The organism is Streptomyces griseomycini, assembly GCF_014203535.1.
Classification (GTDB): domain Bacteria; phylum Actinomycetota; class Actinomycetes; order Streptomycetales; family Streptomycetaceae; genus Streptomyces; species Streptomyces griseomycini.
In genome coordinates, this window is sequence record NZ_JACHJI010000010.1 from 195,872 (window position 1) to 215,434 (window position 19,563).

Consider the following 19,563-nt stretch of genomic DNA (forward strand, 5'->3'; position numbering starts at 1 on the left):
CGTGGGGTGAGCGGGAATCCCGACGACGGGGCACGGGCGGCCGGGGCCGGCCCGCCGCTGGAGATCGCCTGCGACGAGTCCGGGTCGGACGGCGAGAACCTCACCGGCGGGAACACCGACGTGTTCGCACACGCCGGCGTGCACCTGTCCATGGCCGCCGGGGCCGCCGCCGTACGGGAGGTCCGGGACCGCATCCGCTCACCGGCCGAGGAGTACAAGGCGAACCACCTGCTGCGGGAGAAGCACCGCGCGGTGCTGGAGTGGTTGCTGGCCCCCGGCGGGCCGCTCCACGGACGGGCCCGCGTGCACCTGACGGAGAAGGCGTTCTTCGTGGTGGACCGGGTCGTCGTCCTGCTGCTCGACGATCCGGCCGAGGCGGTCGCCCTGTTCCGTGCGGGGCACCGGGACCTCGGCCCGGACGGGTGGAGGGACTTCCTCCTGGCGGCCAACCGGCTGCTGCGCATGCGCAACGGCGCGGAGCCGGGGTCGTCCGTCCCGTTCTTCTTCGACACGGTCGACGCCCTGCGCCGCGACCGTGCCGGGACGCCCGCGGCGCGGATCCTTCAGCGGCTCGCGGCGCGGCGGGAGAGGGCCGAGGCCTACCGGGCGGGACTGCTCGACGGGACGGCCGTGCGGATCCCGGTGCTCAATCCGCTGCTTCCGGCGATCATCTCCACGGCTGCGTACTGGAGCGCGGGCGGGCGGCCTGTGCGCCTGGTGCACGACCGGCAGAACGTCCTGACGCCGGAGCGCATCGCGTGGATCGAGCGGACGGCCCGGCGGGACGGGATCGCCCTCGAGGAGGTGCGGCTGGTCGCCGCACGGGCGGATCCGCGGGTGCAGCTGGCGGACTTCCTCGCCGGGATCGCCCGGAAGGTCGCCTCCGACGAGCTGAACGGGCGGGGGGATCCGGTGCTCACCGCGCTGCTGCGCGCCTACGTGGACCCGGCGTCCGTGTGGGGCGACGCCCGCAGCCGGGCCGCGCTCGGCGCGGGCGCCGGCAGCGACCCGGCCGCGGGCGTGGCCGGGGCGGCCCCGCCACCGGGCACCGGATCACGCCCTCGTTGAACGCGTCGGCTCCCCGGCGCGTATGGAGGGAGGGCACTCGACGCGAGGGGAGGCCCCGCGGTGTTCGCGCCGCGCCGCCGAGGTTCGGGAGTCATGCATGAGGCACGCACGACGACGGGTCGTCCGGCGAGTGACACGGCTGGCGGCCGTCGGCGGACTCCTCCTGGGGGCCACGATGGTCACCCGCGCCGTCGCGAGCGAGCCCGCCGCTCCGGACGCTGCTCCGCGCGCGGTGCCGTACGCGGCGGCCGAGCAGTCGTCCGGCCCCGGCGCCGGCCTGGTGTCCCGGCTCGGCACCTCCCGTACGGCGGGCAGCTGGATCGGCTCCGACGGACGGACGGTCGTCGCGGTCACCGACGAGGAGGCGGCGGGCGAGGTGCGGCGGGCGGGCGCCGAGCCGAAGATGGTGCGGCACAGCATGCGGGACCTCGAGTCCGCCACGCGGACGCTGCGTTCGGCACCGCGCGTCCCGGGGACGGCCTGGGTGATGGACTACCGGTCCAACGAGGTGGTGGTCCGGGGCGACCGCACGGTCTCCGCCGGCGACTGGTCCGAGCTGACCCGAGTGGCGGACGGCATCGGCGACTTCGTCCGCATGGAGCGCACCGGGGGCACCTTCACCACCCGTCTCAACGGGGCGCGGCCCATCCTGTCGACGGCCGGACGCTGCTCGGCGGGCTTCAACGTGACCGACGGCAGGCGCGACTTCATCCTCACGGCCGGACACTGCGGGCCCGACGGTTCCGTGTGGTTCGCCGACGACCGGGCCGGGAAGCAGATCGGCACGACGGTCGGCGGCAGCTTCCCCGGCGACGACTACTCCCTGATCGAGTACGACGGCGGCCGGGCGGGCGAGGGCGCCGGCGTGGTGGCGATCGGCGACGGCAAGGGCGTACGGATCACCGGGGTGGGGGATCCCGCGGTCGGCCAACGGGTCTTCCGCAGCGGCAGCACCACCGGCCTGCGGGACGGGGAGGTGACCGCGCTCGACGCGACGGTGAACTATCCCGAGGGCACGGTCAGCGGCCTCATCGAGACGGATGTGTGCGCGGAACCGGGCGACAGCGGCGGCCCGATGTTCTCCGAGGGCATCGCGCTGGGCGTGACCTCGGGCGGCAGCGGCGACTGCACGGCGGGCGGTACGACGTACTTCCAGCCGGTGACGAAGGCACTGGCGCAGCTGGGGGTACGGCTCCTCGTGTCCCCCCGGGCCGGTGACGGGGCGGCCTCCCCGGCGCCGACGGCACCCCAGGGCGCGGCGGCCCCGGGCACCGCCTCGCCGGGCTCGTCGGCCCCGGCGGCGGGCGTCCCGGACGCGTCGACGCTGCTGTCCCGGCTCGCCGATCCGCGGAACGCCGGTCCCGGTCTGCTGGTCGTCGGGGGCAGCCTGGTCGCCCTGGTGGCGACGCGCTGGCTCCGCGCGGAACAGGACCGCAAGGCGTACCGGCGCCGCTACTCGGCGACCTGGGGCTGAGCGGCGCGGTGGGAGCGGTCCGCTCACCCGACGGTGAGCAGCACCGTCGCGGCGGCGGCCCCGATCAGCCCGGCCGCCTGCCGCCGGGAGACGCGTTCGTGCAGGACGGCGAGGCCGAGGAGGACCGGGAGGGCGGGGTAGAGGGAGGCGAGGACCACGGCGACGGCGAGCATCTGCCGCTGGGCGGCGAGCAGGTACAGGACGAGGCCGAGGGCCGCGCCCGCCCCGATCATCAGCGCCTGGGCGCACCGCCGCCCCGGCAGCCTCAGGAGCCGGGGGTGACGTGCGGCGTCCGGGAGCAGGACGAGGACCGCGGCGGCCCGGCCCGCGACGACGGGCCACAGCCCGCTCACGGGATCGGCCTGCCCCAGGGCGACGTACTGCACGGCGACCCCCGCGCTGGCGAGGAGCCCGTCCGCCGCTTCCCCGCCCGTGCGGCCGCCGCCTCCGGACACCCACCACAGGGCGGGCCCGGTGACGACGATCCCCGCCCAGGCGAGTGCTCCCGGGCGGTCACCGAGGAGGAGGACCCCGCACAGGACGGACAGCGCGACGCCCGTGACGGCGCTCACCGGCACGACCACGCTCATCGCGCCGTGACTCAGGCCACGGTTGAGGAAGCGCATCGCGGTGGCGCTGCCGACGCCGGACAGCGCACCCCACAGCAGGTCGGCGGGGTGCACGGCGTCGGCGGGCACGAGGAGGGCGGCACCGGCGGCGAGCAGCAGCCCGCCGATCTGGCCCAGGAAGGTGACGGCGACGTGCGGGACCCGCCGGGAGAGGAGTCCGCCGGCGAAGTCGACGACGCCGTAGCAGAGGGCCGAGGCCAGTGCGAGAAGGGCACCCATTCGCTCACGGGTGCCCCGTCGACGGGACTGCGATGCCGAGGCGGCCTACGCGGCGCTCAGGCCGCCTTCGCCGACTGCGGGAGGGCCGAGGCCCACTCCTGGACGAGGCGCTGGTACTCCTCGCGCTGCTCGACGCTCAGTGTCCCGCCCGACCGGAGCCACAGCGCCCGGATCTCCTCGTTGACCTCGGCAGCCGATCGCTCGGAGGAGGGTTCAACAGTGGTGGACATGGTGTGAAGCATACGGCGGCCGAGGTGAAGACGCCGTGAGTAATCGCACGCACATCGGACATTGCGGACAGTGTTGCTGATCACGTCCATCTGCCAAGGAAGGTGGGGGAGTTCACATCCCGGGCCGCCGGAACGGATCAGGTGCCGGGCTTGCGGCCGTAGACGTACACGTCGTCGCCCTTCTTCAGCAGCGACCAGTACTTCTTGGCGTCGGTCTTCGTCATGTTGACGCAGCCGTGCGAGCCGGGCGGGTTCCACATGCTGACGCCGACCGAGTGGAAGGCCTGCCCGCCGTCGAAGAACTGGCTGTAGGGCATCGGCACGTCGTAGATGGTGGAGACGTGGTCGATGTTGCGCCAGTAGACCTTCTTCAGGCCGGTGCGGGTCTCGTAGCCGTCGCGGCCGGTGCGGACCGGTACCGGCCCGTACACGAGCTTCTTGCCGTCCTGGATCCAGCTGAGCTGCAGCGTCAGGTTCACGCAGGCGATGCGGCCCTTGTTCACCGGACACTTGCCCGACTTGTTCGGGTTCTTCCCGACGGCCTTCTGCTTGTTCATCAGGTCCATCACGCCCCAGGTGACGGGACCGGCGTACCCGATGTTCGGCGTGATGCCGTGCTTGGTCTGGAAGGCGCGGGTCGCCTTGCAGTCGGCGGAGGACTGCTTGCCGTCGACCGGGCGGCCGAGGAACTTCTCCACCTGCTTCTGGTACGGGCCCGCCTTGGTGGTGCAGCTCGCGGCCTGCGCCGGTGCGGCGCCGAGCGCGAGCGTGAGCGGGGTCACCAGCGAGGTGATCCCGAGGACGACGGCACCCCGTCTCCCTGTGTAGCCCATGGTCCGACCTGCCTTTCCCGCGGAAGTGGGCGCGTGACCCGCGCACTCTGCCAGGTAGACGGGCGGCCGGGAGAATCGGTTGTACGGGTGGCCGGGCCGCGACAGAACGGTGACATTCGACCGGGCCCCAGGACTCACCGCCCCTCCCCGGGCCGTCGCAGCGCCTGCCGGAACCCCGAATTGACCGCCGTGATGCCGCCGTCGACGACGAGGGTGGTTCCGGTGATCCAGGACGCGTCGCGGGAGGCGAGGAAGGCGACGGCGGCCGCGATGTCCTCCGGTTCGCCGACCCGGCCGAGGGGGTAGAGCCGCCGGGCCGCCTCGAGGTCGTCGTCCCGGCCCTCCCAGGCGCGGGTGCGGACGGTCCCCGGCGCCACGAGGTTGACGCGCACGCCCCGGGGCCCGGCGTGCCCGGCGAGGGTGCGGGTGAGGGAGACCAGGCCCGCCTTGGCCGCGCTGTAGGCGTGGTTGCCGAAGTCCTGGAGCCCGTTGACGGAGCCGATGCCGACGATCGCGCCCCGGCCGGAGGCGGCGAGGTGCGGGAGTGCCGCACGGCAGCAGCGGTACGCGCCGGTGAGGGTGACGTCGAGGTCGCGGGCCCACTCCCCGTCCGGCTCGTCCTCGAAGCGGGGCGCGTCGGGTGTGCAGTGGGCGGCGTTGTTGACCAGCACGTCGAGCGAGCCGAAGGCGTCCACGGCGTGGGCGACGGCCGCCTCGACCGACGCCCGGTCGGCCACGTCGCAGGCGACGGCCTCGGCGCCGGGGCCCCGGTCCCGCAGGGCCGACGCCGTCCGCTCCGCCTCGGCCGGGTCCACGTCGGCCACCAGGACCCGCGCCCCCTCCTCGGCGAACCGCCGGGCGGTGGCCGCGCCGATGCCGCGGGCCGCCCCGGTGATGAGAACCCCGTACCCCTCGAAGCGCCTCGTGTCCGTCGTCATGGGATGAAGGTACTGCCGGGACGATCACCGCGACAGGAACCGGGCCGGATCAGCGGTAGCCGGTCACGTCCGCCGGCCTGCCCGCGTCCTGGACCTCGACGAGGTAGCGCCAGGCGTCCGGGCGGCTGCCGTCGAGGTCGGTGAAGCCGTACTCCCGGGCGAGTCCGCCGCTGGAGAGGGACGTGCCGTTGAACCGGGCCACGTCCGGGTCGGCGGCGAGCGCGGCGACGGCCCGGCCGACGTAGCGCGGGGTCTCCGAGATGGCGAAGTGGGGGACGCGGTCGAGGGCGTCGCGCCAGTTGTCCTCGCGCACCCCGAAGTGGTCGAGCATCATCTCCGAACGCAGCCAGCCCGGGGTGAGGGCGACGGCCGTGGCGCCCCGGGGGCCGAGTTCGTGGCCGAGGGAGAAGCCCATGCGCAGGACGGAGGACTTGGCCAGGTCGTAGAAGAAGGAGTTGCGGTAGGTGTCGCGGTTGTAGTCGGCGGTGCCGTCGGTGACCTCGACGACCAGCCCGCCGGGGTGGCGCAGCAGCAGCGGCAGGGCGTGGTGGCTGGTGATCGCGTGGGTCTCGACCGCGAGGCGCAGCAGACGGAGCCCCTTGTCGAGATCGTGCTCCCAGACGGGGACGTCCCACTCGAAGAGCGTCTCGCCGCCCCAGATGTTGTTGACGAGGACGTCGAGACGGTCCTGTTCGTCCGCGATGCGGTCGACCAGCGCCTTCACCTGCTGCGGCTCGAGGTGGTCGGTCGGCACCGCGATCCCCGTGCCGCCGGCCTCGGTGACCAGGTCGGCGGTTTCCTGGACGGTCTCGGGGCGGTCGTACTCGGAGCGGCGGGCGGGGGTGGTGCGGCCCGTGACGTACACGGTCGCGCCCGCCGCCCCCAGTTCCACGGCGATGCCGCGTCCGGCCCCCCGGGTCGCCCCGGCCACCAGCGCGACCCTGCCCTCCAACGGCTCCGACATGTCCGGCCTCCCGTCACCCGCGTTTCGCTGTCCCCTCGAGGATGACGGGTAAGCCGGACATCTCCTGTCGCCTTTTCGAGCCGGTCGTCCGGGAGGTCCTCAGTGGCCCCGTGCGATCCACTCCTGCAGGTGCGGGGCCTCCGCGCCGATGGTGGTGCCCTCGCCGTGGCCGGTGAGGACCTCCGTGTCGGGCGGGAGGGTCAGCAGCCGGTCCCGGATCGAGTCGATGATCGTCGGGAAGTGGGAGTACGAGCGGCCGGTGGCGCCGGGACCGCCCTGGAAGAGGGTGTCGCCGGTGAACACGGTCGCCAGTCCGGGGTCGTACAGGCAGACCGCCCCCGGCGCGTGCCCCGGGGTGTGCAGCACCGTCAGGTCGGCGCCGGCCGCCTCGATCACCTGGCCGTCGAGCAGCCAGGCGTCGGGGTCGCGGTCCGGATGGGTCTGCTTCCACAGCGGCAGGTCGTCGTGGTGCAGCCAGATGGTGGCGCCGGTGCGCTCGGCGAGGGCGGGCGCGGCGTCGATGTGGTCGTTGTGGGCGTGGGTGCACACGATGGCCGTCAGCCGGCGGTCGCCGACGGCCTCGGCGATGGCGTCGGCGTCGTGGGCGGCGTCGATGACGATCGCCTCGTGGTCGTCGCCGACGATCCACACGTTGTTGTCGACGTCCCAGGTGCCGCCGTCGAGGCGGAACTGGCCGGAGGTGACGAGTCGCTCGATGCGGGCGGTCATCACAGCACCACCACCGAGCGCAGCACGTCGCCGCGGTGCATCCGCTCGAACGCCTTCTCCATCTCGTCCAGCTGGATGGTCTCGGTGACGAACGCCGCCAGGTCCAGGCGGCCTTGGAGGTGGAGGTCGATCAGCATCGGGAAGTCGCGGGAGGGCAGGCAGTCGCCGTACCAGGAGGACTTCAGGGAGCCGCCGCGACCGAAGACGTCGAGGAGCGGCAGTTCGATCTTCATCTCGGGGGTGGGGACGCCGACCAGGACGACCGTGCCGGCCAGGTCGCGGGCGTAGAAGGCCTGTTCGTACGTCTCGGGGCGGCCGACGGCCTCGATGACGACGTCGGCGCCGAAGCCGCCGGTGAGCTCGCGGATCGCCTCGACCGGATCGGTCTCGCGGGAGTTGACGGTGTGGGTGGCGCCCATGGAGCGCGCGGTCTCGAGTTTGCGGTCGTCGATGTCGACGGCGATGATCTTCGCCGCTCCGGCCAGGCGCGACCCGGCGACGGCCGCGTCCCCGACGCCGCCGCAGCCGATGACCGCGACGGAGTCGCCCCGGCCGACGTTCCCGGTGTTGATGGCGGCGCCGATGCCGGCCATCACCCCGCAGCCGAGCAGCCCGGCGACCTGCGCGGAGACGGCGGGGTCGACCTTGGTGCACTGCCCGGCGGCGACCAGCGTCTTCTCGGCGAAGGCGCCGATGCCGAGGGCCGGGGAGAGTTCGGTGCCGTCGGTGAGGGTCATCCTCTGCTTCGCGTTGTGGGTGTCGAAGCAGTACCAGGGGCGTCCACGCAGACAGGCGCGGCACTTGCCGCACACCGCGCGCCAGTTGAGGATCACGAAGTCGCCGGGCGCGACGTCGGTGACGCCGTCGCCCACCGACTCGACGACGCCCGCGGCCTCGTGGCCGAGCAGGAAGGGGAAGTCGTCGCTGATGCCGCCCTGCTTGTAGTGCAGGTCCGTGTGGCACACCCCGCAGGCCTGGACGCGGACGACCGCCTCTCCCGGCCCCGGGTCGGGTACGAGGACCGTCTCGATCCGTACCGGCTCGTCCTTGCCCGGGGCGATCACACCGCGTACTTCCTGCGCCATGGTGCCGACTCCTTCGTCGATCGCTGTTCGTCCCCCCGACCCTACGCGTGACTGATCGGTAAGGGGGTGACCGGCCCCGCGGCAGGTCGTGGCGCGCGCCTGCCGCCCGCCGCGCCGCGGGCCCCGCGCCACGACGTAGCCTGAACGCCTCACTGACGAAAGGATGATGTGACCATCACAGCACAGGAGTCCGGTCCGCCCGCGTGGCGGCTGCTCCTCGGATACGTCCGGCCGCACCGGTGGGCCCTGCTGGGCGGCGCGGTGCTGTCGCTGATGACCGGCGCCACGGGGCTGATGCTGCCACTGGTGGCCCGTGAGCTGATCGACGACCTCGCCGCCGACCGGGCCATCACCGGCGCGCTGCTGACGATGTCGGCGCTCGTCGTCGCCAACGCCGTGCTGGGCGCGCTCGGCTCGTACGTGCTGCGGCGCACCGCCGAGTCGGTGGTCCTCGGGGCACGGCGCACGCTGTCGTCGTACCTGCTGCGGCTGCGGATCACGGCCGTGGACCGCAGTGAGCCGGGTGACCTGATGGCCCGCATCACCTCCGACACCACCCTGTTGCGGGAGGTCACCACGGACTCGCTGGTCGGTCTCGGCACGGGCGGGCTCACGCTGATCGCGACCGTGGTGCTGATGGGTTTCGTGGATCCGGTGCTGCTGGGCGTCACCCTGGCCGTGATCGCGGGCGCGGGCACGGTGCTCGGTGTGATCGTGCCGCGCATCAACCGGGCCAGCCGGCAGGCGCAGGACGCGGTCGGCGTGATGGGGGCCTCGCTGGAGCGGGTGCTCGGCGCGCTGCGCACGGTGAAGGCGTCCGGCGCCGAGCCCCGGGAGGAGCGCACGCTGCACGAGGCCGCGCACGAGTCGTGGCGGCAGAGCGTGCGCGCCGCCAAGTGGTCGGCCGCGGCGGGCAACACGGCCGGGCTGGCGATGCAGATCGCGTTCATCACGGTGCTCGCGGTGGGCGGCGCGCGGGTGGCGACGGGCGCCGTCGACATCGGGACGCTGGTGGCGTTCCTGCTGTTCGTCTTCTACCTCATGGCGCCGATCCAGGAGGTCGTCGGCGCGATCACGCAGTACCAGACGGGCAGTGCCGCCCTCGCCCGGATCCAGGAGGCGCTGCGGCTGCCGGCCGAACCGGCCGCCGAGCCCGCGCCGTTGCCCTCCCCGGGCACCGAGCCCGCCGCGCTCGCCTTCGAGGACGTCCGCTTCCGGTACGCCGACGACCTGCCGTACGTCCACCACGGGGTGACGTTCACCGTGCCGGCCCGGGGGATGACCGCGTTCGTCGGCCCCTCCGGCGCGGGCAAGACCACCGTGTTCTCCCTCATCGAGCGGTTCTACGACCCCGACTCCGGCGTGATCAGGCTCGACGGCCGCGATCTGGCCGACTGGGAGCTGCCGCGGCTGCGGGCCGCGATCGGCTACGTGGAGCAGGACGCGCCGGTGCTGTCGGGCTCCCTGCGGGACAACCTGCTGCTCGGCAATCCCGGGGCGGACGACGGGACCCTGACCCGGGTGCTGAAGACGACCCGGCTGGACGGTCTGGTGTCCAGGCTGCCGGACGGGCTCGACACCCTGGTCGGTCATCGCGGCACCAAGCTGTCCGGCGGCGAACGCCAGCGCGTCGCCATCGCCCGCGCCCTGCTGCGCAGGCCCCGGCTGCTGCTGCTCGACGAGGCCACCTCGCAGCTCGACGCGGTGAACGAGGCGGCGCTGCGCGACACCGTCGCCGACGTGGCCCGTACGACGACGGTGCTGGTCGTCGCGCACCGGCTGTCCACGGTGACGATGGCCGACCGGATCGTGGTGATGGACGCGGGCCGGGTCCGCGCGGTCGGCACGCACCGGGAGCTGGTGACCGCCGATCCGCTGTACGCGGAGCTGGCGGCGACGCAGTTCCTGGCCACGGGGGAGTGAGCGCGGCCGTGCCCCGGCGGGCGTCCGGGCCGGGCTTGCCGTGCCCGCCGGGCCGGAGGAGGCTCGTAGGAGAGGCCTTCACGGCCCGCCGGAGAACCGGGCCGCGGGCCTCGGAGGAGGTCGTCATGACAACCGCGGCACACCCCGCCTTCGACACCGGCACACTGCGCCGGGGCATCGAGGCCGACACGTCGGCGACCCTGGTGTCGCTGTACGCGGACGACGCGGAACTGCGCATCGTGGACCGCAACACCCAGCCCAGCCACCCCAAGGTCCTGCACGGCAGGGACGAGATCGCCGCCATGCTCGACGACGTCTACAGCCGTGACATGACGCACAAGCTGGAGCAGTGCGTCGTGCAGGGCGATCGCGCCGCCTACAGCGAGAGCTGCGTGTACCCGGACGGGGTGCGGGTGCTCTCCGAGTCGATGCTCTCGCTGCGGGACGGCAGGATCACCGAGCAGACGATGATCCAGGCCTGGGACGAGTAGGAACGGACGAGGAGGAACCGGGGGACGGCGGTACGGGGGCTCTTCGCCCGGGAGCCGTCCCCGGACGGGTTCCGGCTGGTATGACTGGGGGATGCACGAAGACACGGCGCAGTCGGCGATCGACACCTTCATCTCGGCGTTCAACGCCTCGGACGACACCTACGTGACCGCCCTGCTCGCGCAGGCGCTCACCCCGGACGTCGTCCTCTGGGGGCCTCTCGGGAGGAGCGAGGGGATCGAGGCGGTCGAGCGGTTCGTCCTGGACATCCGGCGCCACCCGGCCGGGCCCGGCACCATGGTCCGCTGTTCGGGGGTGGACGCGCCGGACGAGTGGGCGCGGTACCGGTGGGTCTTCACGACGCCTGGCGGTGGCCCGCGGTTGGCGGGCACCGATGTCGTGCACCTGCGGCGGGGACTGATCGACCAGATGATCGTCTTCGCCGGGGACATCAAGCCCTCCGTCTGATCGCCGGAAGTCCCCGCCCTCCCCACCGCGCGCCCTGTTTTGTCGTGTACGCAGTCTTGTGGTGCGGGCGAACCCTCCTTACTTTTCAGTAAGTTGATTCCGGGAGCATCCCCGCCCGGACCCCTGCTCCTGCTTGGCATGTTCTCGTCATGAAGTACGGCCCACCCCCCACCCCAGAGGAGGGAGCAGTCATGCCGGTCCGCAGAACCGGGCGCCTGTGCTCCGTCGTCGCCGCCCTGGCCCTGACCGTCACCGCCCCCACCGCCGTCGCCACCGCGGCCGCATCCGCCCCGGGCTCCGCCGCCGCCCTGCGCGAGGTGCTGTTCGTGGGCAACAACTGGGACGGCACCGCCGATGTCCTCGAGTCCACCGGCGACTTCGCGAGGATCGGGAGGATCGACGTGATCCCCGACAAGGACGAGCGGATGGCCGAGATCAACGCCGACCCGATCCGCTGGATCCACTTCATGGCCATCCGCAACAGCGTCGGTGAGGGCCACGACCAGTTCGTGGACGACATGTACTCCACACCCGACGGCAGGTCCGTGGTCGTCTCCCGGCCCAGCTTCGCCGACGTCGTCTCCCTGGACCTCGCCACCGGACGCATCAACTGGCGCTTCCCCGTCTCGGGTTACCGCTCCGACCACATGGCCGTCTCCCCCGACGGCGGGCGCGTCGCCGTCTCGGCCTCCACCTCCAACACGGTGCACGTCCTGGACATCGGGACCGGCGAGGAGCTCGGCTCGTTCAGGACCGGCGACAAGCCGCACGAGAACGTCTTCAGCGCCGACGGCAGGCACATCTGGAACATGTCGATCGGCGAGGTGAACACCGCGCTCGACGCCACCTGGCTGGACTGGACGAAGGGCGACCGGCGCATCACCGTCGTGGACGCGGCCACCTTCGAGCGGGTCGAGGTGATCGACATGCGCGACCGGCTCGACGCCGCCGGGCTGAAGGACCACTCGGACGCGGTCCGTCCGGCCGCGTTCTCCCCGGACGGGTCGAAGCTGTACTTCCAGGTGTCGTTCTTCAACGGCTTCCTCGAGTACGACGTCGTCACCGACCGGATCACCCGCACCAAGACCCTGCCGAAGAACCCGGCCACCAGCGACGACCGCACCACCTGGGTCAACGACTCGCGCCACCACGGCATCACGCTGAAGCCGGACGGCAGCAAGATCTGCGTGGCGGGCACCATGGACGACTACGCGACCGTCGTCGACCGCACGACCCTGGCGGAGGGCCCGCTGGTCACCGTGTCGAAGCCGTACTGGGCGACGGTCAGCGGCGACGGGAGGTCCTGCGTGGTCTCCGAGAGCGGCGCCGACCGGGTCACGGCGATCGACTTCGCGACCGGCGAGAAGACCGTGTCCGTACCCGTCGGCGACCACCCGCAGCGGGTGCGCCTCGGTCGGGTGGCGGGCGGCCGGCCCGCCCCGTCCGGCGGTTGAGCCGAGCGGACCGGCGGAGGGCGGCGCGGTGAGGTTCAGCCGCCCACCCTCCGTGTCACGTTCAGCAGGTACTCCTTCCGGTTCAGCGGGTTGTGGTCCGTGCGCGGGCGCCGGGGCACCGTGCCGTGGGTGACGGGCGCGTAGTGCCCGAAGGCGCTCTCCAGCTCGCCCTCGCCCCGGGTCAGCCCCGGCAGCCGCCGCCCCAGCGCGTGCACCCGGGCGGCCGGCACCGTGCCCTCCAGCACGCACAGACCACCGCGCGTCTCCGTGGTCCGCGGCACGGCGCCCAGTCCGGCCAGCACCGGCAGCAGTGCGCCGAGGGTGTCCGCCGGGGCGTCGATCCGGAAGCGGTGCACCGGTTCGTGCACCACGGTTCCCGCCCGCCGCAGGGCCTCGGCCAGGACCAGCGGGGTGACGCCCCGGAAGTCGGCGCCGGTGCTCGACATGCTCTTGTCGAAGCCCTGGTGCGCGTGGCTCTGACGGGGCCAGTAACCGGAGTGGGTCATGGTGACCGTGCAGTCGGTGACCCGCCAGCCGTGCAGGCCCTGTGCGAGCGTCTCCCGCACGGTGTCCTCGACCGCCTTGAAGAAGGCGTACGGCATCGAGCCCAGCTCCACCTCCAGCCGGAAGTCCACCCCCGCGCCGGCCGGTGCGGGATCGACGCGCAGACCGACCGTCGCGAGGAACGGGTTCGGGTCCTCGCCGATGAACTCGACGGCCGCCCCGGATCCGGCCGGCCGCTCGACGCACAGCGGCGTCGTCTCCCGGAAGGTGACGTCCAGCCCGTACTCCTCGGCGAGGGTGGCCTGGACGACCTCCTTCTGCACCTCGCCGTAGAGCGACACGGAGGTCTCCCGCCGCACCTCGTCGTGGCGCAGACCGATCAGCGGGTCCTGTTCGGCCAGCCGGGTGAGCGCGAGGTGCAGCGCGCCCTGGTCCACGCCGGGCCCGGGGACGACGACGGTCTCCAGGGTGGGCGGTGCGAAGAGGTGCCCGTACGCCTTGCGGGGTTCGCCGATCACGTCGCCGACGCGGACGTCCGCCAGGCCCCGCAGCCGGGCGATCCGGCCGGCCGGCACCGCGTCCGCGCGCGTGTCCGTGCCGTGGCCGAAGACACTGATCCCGGTCACCCGGCCCGCCGCCCCGCCGTCACGGCCGAACGGGACCCGGTCGCGGGTGCGCAGCGTGCCGGAGAACATCCGCGCGTAGGCGATCTTCTCCCCCGCCGGTCCCCGCTCCACCTTGAACACCGTGCCGGAGACCGGCCCGTCGGGGTCGCCGCCGGCCGGTGGCAGCAGCTCCTTGACGCCGTCCAGCAGTGCGTCCACGCCGGCGCCCGTGACGGCGGAGCCGAAGTAGACGGGGTGCACGAGCGCCCGCCGGCTCTGCTCGACCAGGGCCGCGCGCAGGCGCCGGTCCGTCACCGTGCCGTCCAGGTACGCGGCGAGCAGCCCGTCGTCGTGGCCGGCGAGGACGTCGAGGGCGGCCGGGGGGAGACCGGGGACGAAACGGGCCTCGGGCGTGCCGAGCCGGTCGGTGGTGCCCATGGGCACGATCGCCGGGGTGAGGCGCGCCGAGACCGCCCGGAGCAGGTCCGCCTCCCGGGCCCCGCGCCGGTCGATCTTGTTGACGAAGAGCAGGGTCGGGATGCGCAGCCGCTGCAGGGTGCGCATGAGCACCCGCGTCTGCGCCTGCACCCCTTCGACGGCGGAGACGACGAGCACGGCGCCGTCCAGCACGCCGAGCACCCGCTCCACCTCGGCGATGAAGTCCGGGTGACCGGGCGTGTCGAGGAGGTCGACCGTCACGTCGTCGAGCGGGAACGAGACGACGGCGGACTTGATGGTGATGCCGCGCCGGCGCTCCAGCGCGAGGGTGTCGGTACGGGTGCTGCCGTCGTCGACGCTGCCGATCTCGTCGATCACGCCGGCCGAGTGCAGCAGCCGCTCGGTCAGGCTGGTCTTACCGGCGTCGACATGGGCGAGGATTCCCAGATTGATCACGTGCACGAAGCGTCATGTCCTTCGGAGAGCGGGGCGTTCCTTCCTGGGGGGACATGAACGGTGCTCGCATTGCTGCTCCTCGGAACCTCGACGGCGTTCTCCCCGGCAGTGCAGCAGACAGGCACGGACGGCACAACGGATTAACGCTCAACAGAAGCCTGTCGCGGCTCTCGCCCCGCCCCCGGAAGCCGCCCTGGAGCGACGCGCATCACGTTCGGCGACCGACCGGTACCCCCGTGGGCTGCGACACCTCCGACTGCGGGGCCTGCACGGTCGACCTGGACGGCGAGAGCGCCAAGAGCTGCTCGGTGCTCGCCGTGCAGGCGGACGGCTGCGCGGTGACCACCGTGCAGGGCCTCGCCCGGGACGGGGAGTGGACCGGCCTGCAGCGGGCGGTCCACGAACGGCACGCGCTGCAGTGCGGTTACTGCACACCGGGGATGCTGATGGCGGCCCGCGACCTGCTCCGGGAGACCCCGGACCCCACCGCGGACGAGGTGCGGCAGGCCCTGGGGGGGGAACCTGTGCCGCTGCACGGGCTACCAGAACACCGTGCGGGCCGTGCTGGCCGCCGCCTGCGGGAGCCGGGACGACCTGGAGCGGTACGAGCGGGCGTTCGCCGCGTACTTCGGCCCCGGTGGAGGACCGGACCCCCGCCCCGCGCCCGCTCCCCCGCTCCGGCCGCGGCCGGCCGTGCGGGAGGCGCGGACCGGCCCCCTGTCCCCCGCCGGGTCCGGCGACCGGACTCCGCCCGTGCCCGCCCTCGCCGCCGCCACCGAGGTCCTGCGCCACCGGGACGTGGCCGGGCTGAGCCCCGCCGAGCGCGAGCAGGTGCGGCGTACCGCGCGGCGGCGGGCGGCCCGGCGCGGGGAGGTCGGTCCGCGGCGGACGGTGCGGGAACTGCTGCGGCGTGGCGGTGAGCCCGCGCGGCTGCGGCACCGGGTGCGGGCCGAGCGGCCCCGCCGGGTCGTGCTCCTCGTGGACGTCAGCGGGTCCACGGCGCCGTACGCGGACGCGCTGCTGCGGTTCGCGCACGCCGCCGCGCGCGGCCCGCGCACCGAGGTGTTCGCCGTCGGCACCCGGCTCACCCGGGAGCTGTCCCACCGGAACCCGGAGAGGGCGACGGCGGCGGTCGCGGCGGCCGTGCCCGACTGGCGCGGGGGTACCCGGCTCGGCGAGCTGCTGCACGCGTTCCTGGGCCGCTGGGGGCAGCGCGGTATGGCGCGGGGCGCGGTCGTGGTGCTGCTGTCGGACGGGTGCGAGCGTGGCGATCCGGAGCTGCTCTCGGACCGGATGCGACGCTTGCACCGGCTGGCGCACCGGGTGATCCGGGCCAACGTGATCTGGGCCAACCCGCTCAAGGCGCGGCCCGGTTACGCGCCCCTGGCGGCCGGGACGGCGGCGCTGCCGAGCGTGGACCCGTTCGTCGAGGGGCACAGTCTGGCCGCGCTGGAGCGGCCGGCGGCGGTGGTGCGGGGAGACCGCCCGGTGAACGGGGTGCCCGTGGAAGGAGCGGATCGTGCGTGACGTCCTCCCGGTGCTCGGCCGCTGGTACGCGGCCCGGGCGCCGTTCGGCCTGGCCACCGTCGTCGAGGTCAGCCGCAGCGCGCCGCGCGGTCCGGGCGCGGGGTGCCGGCGGAGGTGGGCGAGCGGATCGTCGGCCGGTTCGCCGCGTGCCTCTCGGAGCGGCTGTCGGAGCCGCCGGCGGACGCGGTCGCGGGCGGTACGGCCGACCCGGGCGGTGCCTCGGACGTGGCGGACACGACGGACGTGGCGAGTCCACCCCGCGGGAGGAGCCCCTCGACCTGCTGCGCACCGCCGGGCTGCCGGTCGCCGAGCGCGCCGCCGCGGCCCTCGCGGCCGCCGTCGTGGTGGCCGTGCTGGCCGTGCGGACACGCAGGCGGCGGCGAACCTGGAAGAAAGGTGTGTGAGCGTGGCGAGGAGGGGTAGTCGCCCGGTACCACCTCCGATCGTGGGAAGGAGGTCCGTGAGAGCGCATCTACTCGCAGCGCCCGGGCCGCTTCCACCGAAACGAAGCGGCCCGGCCCGTCGGCACACGCTCACCTCCGCGGCGGCAGCCCGTGGAGCTCCACCTCGTCGAGCCGGCCGTCGGTGATCGCGGCGGTCATGTAGGTGCACTGCGGCTGCCGGCGGCGGTCCGTCGGCGAACCCGGGTTGAGCAGACGGAGCCCCGTGGCGGCGGTGGTGTCCCACGGGATGTGACTGTGTCCGAAGACCAGCACGTCCAGGTCGGGGAACCGCGCGGCGCACCGGGCCTCGCGCCCTCGGGCCGGACCCGTCTCGTGGATCACGCCGAAGCGCAGCCCGTCGAGTTCGACGTACGCGACCTCCGGCAACCGGGCGCGCAGCTCCGGTCCGTCGTTGTTGCCGTACACGCCGACGAGGCGGCGGCTGCGGCTCTCCAGCAGGTCGAGGGTGGCCGTGTCGACCCAGTCCCCGGCGTGGAAGACGACGTCCGCGCGCGGGAGTTCGTCGAGCAGCGGCTCGGGGAGCCGCTTGGCGCGCCTGGGCAGGTGGGTGTCGGACGTCAGGAGCAGTCGCACGGACACACAGCCTAGGCGGCGCCGGCCGTCCCGCGTCCCGCCACGCCCCGGGCGGCCGTTCGCGCAAGCCGATCGGGGGGAGCGTCCGACGAGGGTCACGGCACGGTCCCGGCCGTGGCCGAAGGACGGGACCACGGTGGCCGCGGGGTTACGATCGGGCAACACGTGCCAAGCCGTCACGTTCGGCGACAAGTGACCCGAAAGGCCCTCGATCTCGATGCCGGTCAAGGTCAGCGTCATCGTTCCCGTCCACAACCCGGGGACCTACATCGAGGACTGCATCTCCTCGCTGCAGCGGCAGTCGCTGCCCCCCGACGAGTACGAGGCGATCTTCGTCGACGACGGCTCGACCGACGGGACACCGGCCCGGCTCGACCGGCTCGCCGCCGAGGACCCCCGGATGCGGGTGATCCACCAGGAGAACTCCGGCTGGCCCGGCAAGCCCCGCAACGTCGGGATCGCCGCCGCCCGGGGCGAGTTCGTGATGTTCGTCGACAACGACGACCACCTGGGCGACGAGGCCCTGGAGCGGATGTACGACTACGGCGTGGCCAACGGCGCGGACGTGGTCGTGGGCAAGATGGCCGGCAAGAACCGCGGGGTGCCGGTGGAGTTGTTCCGCCGCAACCACCCGCGGGCCACGGTCGAGAACGCCCCGCTGATCGACAGCCTCACCCCGCACAAGATGTTCCGCCGGGAGTTCCTCGACCGCATCGGGCTGCGCTTCCCGGAGGGGCGGCGGCTGGAGGACCACGTCTTCGTCACCGAGGCCTACCTGCGCGCGGACAACGTCTCCGTGCTCGGCGACTACGTCTGCTACTACCACATCAGACGCGACGACGCCTCGAACGCCGGCTTCCAGCGCTTCGACCCGGTGGGGTACTTCCAGAACCTGCGGGAGGCGCTCGACGTCGTCGAGCGGTACACCGAGCCGGGGCCGGTGCGCGACCGGCTGTTCCGCCGCTGGCTGCGGGTGGAGATGGTGGAACGGCTGCGCGCCCGGCGGCTGCTGGCGCTGCCGGACGACTACCGCCGGGAACTGTTCGCGGAGATCCACAAGGTCGTCGTCGAGCGGTTCGGCCCGGGCGTCGCGGCCGGGTTGCAGCCGACGCAGCAGGTCGTCGCCGCGTTCGCCGCCGCCGACCGGTACGACGACGTGGTGGCCTTCGCCGAGTGGGAGGCGTCGGTCGCGGCGACGGCCGCTCCGACGGACGTGGAGTGGCGGGGCGGCTCGCTGCACATCGGTTTCACCGCCGAGTACGCCTCCGCCCGGGAGCCGATGACGTTCCCCGCCGACGCCGGCCGCACCCCGCTCGACGACCCGCCGAAGGACGTCGAGGAGGCGGTGGCGTGGGTCGGTGCGGAGACCACGGCCCGTTTCGGCCAGGCCACCGTGGATCTGCTGCTGCGCGAACGCGCCGGCGCCGCCCCGTACTTCCAGCCCGTGGAGTTCGCCCGGGAGACGGTTTCCGTCGAGGACGGCGAGCGGGTGCGGCTGGTGCTGCGGGCGACCGCGACCGTCGATCCCGCCGCCCTGCCGGGTGACGCCGTGTGGGACGCCGTCGTGCGGGTGAAGCTGGGCGGCTGGACCAAGGAGTGCCGGCTGGGCCCGGCCCCGCGGGCCACCCGCCCCGAACCGTGCGCGGGCGTCGTCGGCGGCCGTGTGGTCCTGCCGTACTGGACCGAGCCGCACGGGAACCTCTCGCTGGACGCGGCCGTCGAGGGCAGGCGGCTCGGTCTGGGCGGTGTGCGGCGGCCGGACGTCACCGTCTGCGGACTCCGGCTGCGCGCCCGCCTCCCGCTGCACGCGCCGGACGGCGCCGCGGTGCGGCTCAGGTTCACCTCCTCCGGCCGGACGCTGCACGCCTCCGGCACCCTGACCGGCGAACCGGAGGGACCGGGGTCGCGGCTGGAGGCCGCGCTGCCCTCCGGGCTCCCCCGGGGGATCTGGCGGGTGGCCCTCGCCCCGGACCCCGATGCGGCGGAACCGCGGTACGCGGGGCTGCCGTTCGCGCTGCGCGCCGGCGGCGGCCGGATGCTGGTGGTGCCCGTGCCGCGCCCCGGGACGGTGCGGAAACTGGCGCGCGGGGTGCGGCGCGTGCTCGGCGCCGCCCGTACGAAGGTGGCACCCGTGATCAGCGGGAGGCGGTGACGGCGTGCGGGAGCCGGAGGCCGGAGGGGCCTGGGCCTGGAGCCCGGGGTCTTCCCGGACGACCGGGGCGGTTTCCACGGGTGGTACCGGGGCGAGGAGTTCCGCGAGGCGGCGGGGCACGACCCGTCACCGGCGCAGACCGACTGCCCGGTGTCCCGCCGGGGGCGCTGCGCGGGGTGCACGTCGCGGACGTGCCGCCGGGCCACGTACGCGACCTGTGCGCGCGGGGCGGTCCTCGACGCGGTGGCCGACCTGCGGGCGGGCTCGTCCGGCTGCGCGCCCGAGCGCGGGCACGGCGTGCACCCGCCGGCCCCGGCGTCCGGGTTCGCCTGGCCGGAGGA

At 73.8% G+C, this 19,563-nt stretch carries 17 protein-coding genes and 3 pseudogenes; 11 read left to right on the plus strand and 9 right to left on the minus strand.

Features of this window, described 5'->3' with window-relative positions; all coding sequences use genetic code 11:
• The first annotated feature begins 6 nt into the window (after positions 1-6).
• On the plus strand, positions 7-1,068 hold the full coding sequence (locus FHS37_RS26920) for a DUF3800 domain-containing protein (RefSeq protein WP_184825810.1): 1,062 nt from the start codon (positions 7-9) through the stop codon (positions 1,066-1,068).
• A gap of 97 nt (positions 1,069-1,165) precedes the next feature.
• On the plus strand, positions 1,166-2,542 hold the full coding sequence (locus tag FHS37_RS26925; protein ID WP_184825812.1) for a S1 family peptidase: 1,377 nt from the start codon (positions 1,166-1,168) through the stop codon (positions 2,540-2,542).
• Positions 2,543-2,565: 23 nt separating this feature from the next.
• Here FHS37_RS26925 and FHS37_RS26930 read toward each other — a convergent pair whose 3' ends face one another.
• The 7 genes from FHS37_RS26930 to FHS37_RS26960 form a co-directional block, all read right to left on the minus strand.
• Complete coding sequence (locus tag FHS37_RS26930) at positions 2,566-3,390, minus strand: EamA family transporter (RefSeq protein WP_184825814.1); 825 nt, start codon at positions 3,388-3,390, stop codon at positions 2,566-2,568.
• A 56-nt stretch (positions 3,391-3,446) separates the two neighbouring features.
• On the minus strand, positions 3,447-3,632 hold the full coding sequence (locus tag FHS37_RS26935; protein WP_184825816.1) for a hypothetical protein: 186 nt from the start codon (positions 3,630-3,632) through the stop codon (positions 3,447-3,449).
• Positions 3,633-3,757: 125 nt separating this feature from the next.
• Positions 3,758-4,453, minus strand: a complete 696-nt coding sequence (locus FHS37_RS26940) for a L,D-transpeptidase family protein (RefSeq protein ID WP_184825818.1) — start codon at positions 4,451-4,453, stop codon at positions 3,758-3,760.
• Positions 4,454-4,587: 134 nt separating this feature from the next.
• On the minus strand, positions 4,588-5,391 hold the full coding sequence (locus FHS37_RS26945) for an SDR family NAD(P)-dependent oxidoreductase (protein ID WP_184825820.1): 804 nt from the start codon (positions 5,389-5,391) through the stop codon (positions 4,588-4,590).
• Positions 5,392-5,440: 49 nt separating this feature from the next.
• Positions 5,441-6,355, minus strand: coding sequence for an SDR family oxidoreductase (locus FHS37_RS26950; protein ID WP_184825822.1), 915 nt, complete (start codon positions 6,353-6,355; stop codon positions 5,441-5,443).
• A gap of 99 nt (positions 6,356-6,454) precedes the next feature.
• Positions 6,455-7,084: an MBL fold metallo-hydrolase gene (locus tag FHS37_RS26955; RefSeq protein WP_184825824.1), complete on the minus strand. Its 630-nt coding sequence runs from the start codon at positions 7,082-7,084 to the stop codon at positions 6,455-6,457.
• On the minus strand, positions 7,084-8,169 hold the full coding sequence (locus FHS37_RS26960; protein ID WP_184825826.1) for an S-(hydroxymethyl)mycothiol dehydrogenase: 1,086 nt from the start codon (positions 8,167-8,169) through the stop codon (positions 7,084-7,086). The genes FHS37_RS26955 and FHS37_RS26960 overlap by 1 nt, the downstream gene beginning before the upstream one ends.
• 168 nt (positions 8,170-8,337) lie before the next feature.
• Here FHS37_RS26960 and FHS37_RS26965 point away from each other — a divergent pair, with 168 nt between their 5' ends.
• The 4 genes from FHS37_RS26965 to FHS37_RS26980 all read left to right on the plus strand — a co-directional run bounded on the left by FHS37_RS26965 (position 8,338) and on the right by FHS37_RS26980 (position 12,503).
• Entirely contained in the window at positions 8,338-10,092 is a 1,755-nt protein-coding gene (locus FHS37_RS26965) for an ABC transporter ATP-binding protein (RefSeq protein ID WP_184825828.1), read from the plus strand.
• Between the two features lie 125 nt (positions 10,093-10,217).
• Positions 10,218-10,583 (plus strand): nuclear transport factor 2 family protein, encoded by a 366-nt coding sequence (locus FHS37_RS26970; protein ID WP_184825830.1) that lies wholly within the window; start codon positions 10,218-10,220, stop codon positions 10,581-10,583.
• A gap of 91 nt (positions 10,584-10,674) precedes the next feature.
• Positions 10,675-11,049: a nuclear transport factor 2 family protein gene (locus FHS37_RS26975; protein WP_184825832.1), complete on the plus strand. Its 375-nt coding sequence runs from the start codon at positions 10,675-10,677 to the stop codon at positions 11,047-11,049.
• A 191-nt stretch (positions 11,050-11,240) separates the two neighbouring features.
• Positions 11,241-12,503, plus strand: coding sequence for a YncE family protein (locus tag FHS37_RS26980; RefSeq protein ID WP_184825834.1), 1,263 nt, complete (start codon positions 11,241-11,243; stop codon positions 12,501-12,503).
• A 35-nt stretch (positions 12,504-12,538) separates the two neighbouring features.
• On the opposite strand, the gene FHS37_RS26985 is transcribed toward FHS37_RS26980, so the two are convergent.
• Positions 12,539-14,512 (minus strand): elongation factor G, encoded by a 1,974-nt coding sequence (locus FHS37_RS26985; protein ID WP_184825836.1) that lies wholly within the window; start codon positions 14,510-14,512, stop codon positions 12,539-12,541.
• Positions 14,513-14,730: 218 nt separating this feature from the next.
• On the opposite strand from FHS37_RS26985, the pseudogene FHS37_RS26990 reads away from it, so the two are divergent.
• The 3 genes and pseudogenes from FHS37_RS26990 to FHS37_RS39895 form a co-directional block, all read left to right on the plus strand.
• Positions 14,731-15,082: pseudogene (locus FHS37_RS26990) on the plus strand ((2Fe-2S)-binding protein); the annotation flags it as partial.
• Entirely contained in the window at positions 15,068-16,033 is a 966-nt protein-coding gene (locus FHS37_RS26995) for a vWA domain-containing protein (RefSeq protein WP_184826094.1), read from the plus strand. The pseudogene FHS37_RS26990 and the gene FHS37_RS26995, both read left to right, overlap by 15 nt.
• Positions 16,026-16,133 (plus strand): annotated as a pseudogene (locus FHS37_RS39895) (XdhC family protein); the annotation flags it as partial. The gene FHS37_RS26995 and the pseudogene FHS37_RS39895, both read left to right, overlap by 8 nt.
• A 433-nt stretch (positions 16,134-16,566) precedes the next feature.
• Here FHS37_RS39895 and FHS37_RS27000 read toward each other — a convergent pair.
• Entirely contained in the window at positions 16,567-17,070 is a 504-nt protein-coding gene (locus tag FHS37_RS27000; RefSeq protein ID WP_184825838.1) for a metallophosphoesterase family protein, read from the minus strand.
• 217 nt (positions 17,071-17,287) lie between these two features.
• Here FHS37_RS27000 and FHS37_RS27005 point away from each other — a divergent pair, with 217 nt between their 5' ends.
• Entirely contained in the window at positions 17,288-19,222 is a 1,935-nt protein-coding gene (locus FHS37_RS27005; protein ID WP_184825840.1) for a glycosyltransferase family 2 protein, read from the plus strand.
• 36 nt (positions 19,223-19,258) lie between these two features.
• A pseudogene (locus tag FHS37_RS41155) lies at positions 19,259-19,432 on the plus strand (hypothetical protein); the annotation flags it as partial.
• Between the last annotated feature and the right edge of the window lie 131 nt (positions 19,433-19,563).